This window comes from Nesterenkonia haasae, assembly GCF_010119385.1.
Lineage (GTDB): Bacteria > Actinomycetota > Actinomycetes > Actinomycetales > Micrococcaceae > Nesterenkonia > Nesterenkonia haasae.
Genome location: NZ_VFIE01000037.1, coordinates 1 through 5,563, shown reverse-complemented (window position 1 = coordinate 5,563; position 5,563 = coordinate 1). Strand labels below are relative to the sequence as shown.

Below are 5,563 nucleotides of genomic sequence, written 5' to 3'. Positions count from 1 at the left end.
GTCGGTCGGATCAGTGCGGATCTGTCCAGCTCAACCGTGCGGACCCTGCACTGCCGCGGACTCAGGCCCTCGTGCGGGCGAACTATCTGTACAGATGCGTCCGACCCCGGTGGGCACAGCCCAGGCCCGGACCCAGGGCCACCCCGCCGGCTGCCCGGCATGGCCTAGCCGAGGGACATCGGCAGCCAAGCCGTCACCAGCCCCGGGAAGAAGAAGAGGACGAGGATGAGAAGCACATCGGCCAGCACGAACCACGCAACACCGCGGAAGGCCTCCGCCGTGGTGACGAAACCCTTCATGACGCCCGCCACGACGAAGATGTTCAGTCCCACGGGCGGCGTCACCAACGCGATCTCGATGACCTTGACCACCAAGATGGCGAACCAGATCCCGGAGAATCCGAGCTCGGTCACCACGATGGGGTGGGCGATCGGAACGACGATCAACACGATTGCCAGCGGGTCGAGGAACATGCCCAGAGGAATCATCGCCAGGAGAATGATGCCCACGACCGCGAGCGGCGGAAGATCGAAGGACAGCACCCACTCGGCCGCAACCTCGGGGATGCCGGCCAGCACGATGAATAACGAGAAAATCGAAGAACCCACGACGATCAGGAAGAGCATCCCCGTGGTCGACGCCGTCTGCAAGCATGCGGTCCTGATCATGGACAGCGTGCTACGCCAACCACGCGGCCAAGTGTCCAAAGTGGCGACGACGAGCGCGGCGAAGGCACCGAGGGCAGCCGACTCGGTCACGGTGACGAAACCCGAGTAGATGCCGCCCATGACGCATCCGAAGATGACCATCAACCGCAGCATCGCCCCCATCCCCGAGTGGCGAACCTCTGCGACCTCAGGCATGTGATCGGGCGATGTCATGCCGACTTCGGCGTCATTCGCGGCGATGCCAGTGGGCGTGCCAGCAGTCGCAGTCACGCCGTCCGGCCCGGGGAAGGTGCCCGACCGGTCCGGGTCGGCGTCGACGACCCAGGCCTCTGACTCCGTCCGCGCCTCTTGGAGGGATGCGGCCACCGCACCGTCGACGATGACCGCTTGCGGCCGCAACACGCGTAGGAGGACCACGGTGGCACCGATGGTGAGCGCCGAAAGGATTCCCGGAACGATGGCGGCGAGCAGCAGCAATCCAATGGACTCTCCGGTGGCGATTCCGTAGATGACCAGAATGATGCTCGGCGGGATCAGGATCCCCAACGTGCCGGCCGACGCCACCAGGCCGGCAGAGAACGACCCCCGATACCTAGCCTTGCGCATCTCTTCGCCAGCAATCGGACCGATCGTCGCTGCAGTGGCTACGCTCGATCCGCTCACGGCTGAGAACCCGGCGCATGCGCTCAACACGGCCAGGCCCACACCACCGGGCACGCGGCGGAAGGCTCGGTTGGCGATCCGGAACAGCGACGATATCAATCCGCTCGCCGTGGCGAAGGCTCCCATGAAGATGAACATCGGGACGACGGTCCACGAGTACTTCGCGGTGGCCGAGAAAGGAATGGTCTGCACAACGATGTCTGGCGTGACGGTCGTGCCGAGCAGGAAGATACCGAAGAGGCCGGACGCTATCAGCGATATCGCGACGGGAAATCCGACCACCAGCATGAATACCAGGACGGATGACGCAACCAGCACGGCAAGGAAGGGGTCCATTGATCTACTACCGCTCTCGTGTCAGGACTGCTGAATCAAGGACTCTTCATGCGGTGAACGCATGGTCCGAATGTTGTGGTGAATCTGCGCAAAGCACTGCACGGCCATCGCGAGAACGCCCAGCGGAATGGCCAGCTTCGCCGGCCAGACCGGGACCCCTGCCAGGCCGGGCCTGACCTCGAGACGCTCGAAGGACGAAAGGGCCGAATCCGTGGCATGGAACGCGAACCACAGGAGCAGCAATCCCGTGGTCAGCAGCACGGCGGTGTCGACGGCGATCCGCGCTTTCGGCGCCAGTCTGGTGAGAAACAGGTCGACGGCCACATGACTGCGCGTCATCTGCCCGTAGCCGAGGCTCAGGTAGACGATCAGCACCATCACGATCTCGCTGTACTCCAGGACACCGATGATCGATCGGCCGGTCAGCTGCCGGCGCGCGACGTCCACCACGATCAAACACATCAGCGCCGCCACGAGCAGGCTGGCGCACAGCGCCAGCCCGCCCGAGAGCGCACTCGCCAGTCGATGCAGCGCCGCCTCGCCGATGGATTTCTGCGTCATCGCTACGGGCCTCCGGATGCTGCGGTCCGGCACACTGGAGGTAGCTGCACCCCGCGTCGCCTCAGCCTGCTCTGGCCGCACACGCGCGGATTCCGTCCTGGTAGTCCGAGGTGCTCTCGAACTCGGCGATCATCGACCGGTAGTCTGACAGGAACTGCTCCACATCATTGGCAGCAACGCCATTGTCGACCGAGAAGTCCTTCCACTCATTGAGGATCCCGTCGCCGATCTCCTCCCGCCACGCGGCGATCTCGCCCTCGTCAAGAATCGTGAACGAGCCTTCGACCTCGATGTAAGCCTCACAGGCAGCCTCGTACTGCTCGATCAGGATGCGCTCAGCATCTCCGCCGTAGTAGTCATCCGTGACGTCGAACATGATGTCCCTGAGGTCCTCGGGGACCTGCGCCCAAACATTCTCACTGAATCCGAGTGCAACATTGACGTAGACACCCATGCCCAGGTAGGTCACGTGCGGAGCGACCTCGTGCAGGCTCATCGACGGGCCGGTGTCCAACGCGAACGGCGCTGCCCCGTCGATCACGCCACGTTCCAGTGACTGATACAACTCATCGGCACCCATGAAGATTGGATTCGCGCCGAGCGCCTCGAGCGCCTTCCCCTGGGCCCCCACCGAGCGGATGCTCAATCCATTGAAATCCTCCAGGGAGTCAAGGGGTTGTGTCGTCACCGCACCGCCGACATCGATGGCCCCGAAGACAATCGGCTGGATCCCGAGACTTTCGAGCTCGGCGCTGAACACGTCCGATTCGGTACTGAGTCGGTTGAAGGCGTAGGCCGAAGCCACGGGGTTGTCCGTCATGAACGGCATCTCGGTGATCGTTCCCAAGGGGCTCTCGGCCGGCTGGTAGGAGTTGGCGAAGACACCGAAGTCCAAGGCATTGGACTGCAGTGCTGGGGCGATGTCAAGCGCTCCGTACAGCGCTCCACCGAAGTTCCGATCGAACGTGATGCGACCGTTGCTGCGTTCCTCGACCTCATCCATCCACCACATGTGGCCCTCGGAGATGGCGTTACCCTCAGGAAAGCCGCTGGCGAAACGAATCGTCAGCGTGTCGTCGTCGGTACTCGAGGCGCACGCGGCCGTGGTGGCGAACAGCAGGACCGCCCCGCACAGCGCAGCCGTGATTCTCGACCCCTGTCGCTGTCGTCCCCGAGTTTTGGATTGCTGGATGAATGGTGTCGTCATCTCTAGAGCGCCTCTCGTGTGCGAGCCCTCGCCGGGCGGCGAATGTGTTACGTGGATCACATTGATCTGACTAAAGCGTGCCAACAGCCTCCCGTTTTGTCAACCCACCGTTTGGTGGAATTGCGAGAGTCGCGCCCACTCCTAGCAGCCACAGCCGAAATCAAACTTCCGTTTGGTAGCATCGGCGTCGTGTCAGCAAACAAAAATCAGGAGAGGCCGCAGCGCCGGCCCAAAGCGACCACCCGGAAACGACGCGACGAAGTTTTAGCCACCGCCACCCGCCTCTTCCATGAAAAGGGGTACGACGCGACGAGCATCCAGGACATCTCCGACGAGCTCGGCCTGCTCAAGGGCAGCCTTTACTACTACATCTCGACCAAGGAGGATCTGCTCTTCGAGATCATCCAGAGTTACCACGAAGAGACACGCGCCTATTTCGACGACATCGTTCAGTCGACGCTGCCTGTGGTCGACAAGCTCCGCACATTCATCGAGACCGAGACCGCCCATACAGCACACCACCTCGCCAAGTCGAGCCTCTTCGCCAGAGAATGGCGGTCGCTCACAGCAGAGCACCGTGAAGTAATCGTCGCTGAACGCGACCGGCACGACGCCTTCGTCCGTGAGTGCATCATCGCCGGCCAGGAGAGCGGGGAGTTCCGCAGCAGTCTCGACCCGCGCCTCGCGGCCTTCGGCATCCTGGGCATGGTCACCTCCGTGTACCGCTGGTACCGGGAGGACGGCCCCAGTAGCGCCGAAGAGGTCGGTCAGGCGTTCGCCGAGATGCTCATCAGCGGGCTCCGCCACCACCCGGCATAGCCGCCCGCTGGAGCGCGAACTCAAGCCAGCTGACTGAGCAGCGAAGCGGCACCCGAACGGCACGTGTGGGGCTTGAGCTCCGAGAGCTGCCGTCCACTGATGCCCCAGCACGTCCCTGCTGCGCACCTACCCAGTGAACGTGGGGCGCCACACCAATCGTGACGGGCTACCTACCCCGTCAGCCCTCGAAGCCGCCGCCGGTGACAATGACCTGCCCAGAGACGTAGTCGGCCTCCGGGTACGTCAGCATCACGACCGAGCCGGCCGCCTCTTCGACCGTGCCAGGCCGTCCAAGCGGGACAGCCGCCTTGAGGGTCTCGAGCATCTGCGGGCTCACCCCTACCCTGATCTCACGCCCCTCCACGTTGATCGACGCACCCTCGGCCGCACTCGCCTCGGTGAGACGGGTGCGGATGACTCCGAACGCCACACAGTTGACGTTCACGTTGTATCGGCCCCATTCCTTGGCCATCGCCTTCGTCAGACCCACGACGCCGGCTTTGGCCGACGAGTAGTTGGCCTGCCCGACGTTGCCGAACACACCCGAGAGCGAGGAGATGTTGACGACCTTGCGATGTACGACACGCCCATCGGCCTTCTCCCGTTTCACGGCGGCACTGATGACGGGTTGCGCCGCACGCAAGATGTCGAAGGGAGCCTTGAGATGGACATCCATGATGGCGTGCCACTGCTCGTCGGTCATCTTCTGGATGACCGCGTCCCAGGTGTACCCCGCGTTGTTGATGATGATGTCGATACCACCGAAGCTCTCCACAGCGGTGCCGACGAACCGGTCGGCGAAGCCCTCAGCCGTGACACTGCCCGCAACGGGAACCGCTTGGCCACCGCTAGCGACGATCTCACCAACGACGTCGTGTGCGGGCTCCTCATCGAGATCATTGACCACGACCCTGGCACCCTCCTCTGCCAGTTTCAGGGCGATCGAGCGACCGATGCCACGACCTGCGCCCGTGACCAGCGCTGACTTGCCTTCGAGTTTTCCCATGTCGCTCCTCGGTCTTGGTGAATTGCCCCACAGGGTCTCGTGGGCAGGGTCTGGCTGTTGTGAATGGTCATGACAGGTCTCAGGACCGACGCTGGTCAGGTGGTGAAAGTGACGAGAAGGTCGCCGCCTTCGGCCTGGCGAGTGGTGCCGATGACGAGGCGCTCGATGGTGCCGTCAGTGGGGCGGTGATGAAGGCTTCCATCTTCATGGCCTCGATGGGGGCGATTGCGGCTCGTGCTTGACCATTTAGGGAAGGCAGCTCGGGCCGCGTCGGCTGCCCTATCGACATCGACTTCGTCTCCG

6 protein-coding genes are annotated in these 5,563 nt (G+C 63.3%); 1 reads left to right on the top strand and 5 read right to left on the bottom strand.

The window, feature by feature from the left end:
• Positions 1-164: 164 nt before the first annotated feature.
• From FH975_RS16145 to dctP, 3 genes are all read right to left on the bottom strand, one after another.
• Complete coding sequence (locus FH975_RS16145; RefSeq protein ID WP_162322201.1) at positions 165-1,667, bottom strand: TRAP transporter large permease; 1,503 nt, start codon at positions 1,665-1,667, stop codon at positions 165-167.
• Positions 1,668-1,688: 21 nt separating this feature from the next.
• Positions 1,689-2,228 carry a TRAP transporter small permease subunit gene (locus tag FH975_RS16140; RefSeq protein ID WP_162322200.1) on the bottom strand — a complete coding sequence of 180 codons (540 nt, stop codon included), beginning with the start codon at positions 2,226-2,228 and terminating at the stop codon, positions 1,689-1,691.
• A gap of 61 nt (positions 2,229-2,289) precedes the next feature.
• Positions 2,290-3,435 carry a TRAP transporter substrate-binding protein DctP gene (gene dctP / locus FH975_RS16135; RefSeq protein ID WP_162322199.1) on the bottom strand — a complete coding sequence of 382 codons (1,146 nt, stop codon included), beginning with the start codon at positions 3,433-3,435 and terminating at the stop codon, positions 2,290-2,292.
• A gap of 189 nt (positions 3,436-3,624) precedes the next feature.
• On the opposite strand from dctP, the gene FH975_RS16130 reads away from it, so the two are divergent.
• The gene (locus FH975_RS16130; protein ID WP_162322198.1) at positions 3,625-4,254 is read left to right on the top strand and encodes a TetR/AcrR family transcriptional regulator; all 630 of its coding nucleotides are present in this window, start codon (positions 3,625-3,627) and stop codon (positions 4,252-4,254) included.
• Positions 4,255-4,432: 178 nt separating this feature from the next.
• On the opposite strand, the gene FH975_RS16125 is transcribed toward FH975_RS16130, so the two are convergent.
• Positions 4,433-5,260 carry an SDR family NAD(P)-dependent oxidoreductase gene (locus FH975_RS16125; RefSeq protein ID WP_162322197.1) on the bottom strand — a complete coding sequence of 276 codons (828 nt, stop codon included), beginning with the start codon at positions 5,258-5,260 and terminating at the stop codon, positions 4,433-4,435.
• Positions 5,261-5,355: 95 nt separating this feature from the next.
• Positions 5,356-5,563 (bottom strand): hypothetical protein (locus FH975_RS16730; protein WP_235928811.1); only part of this gene is annotated, 208 nt, incomplete at its 5' end.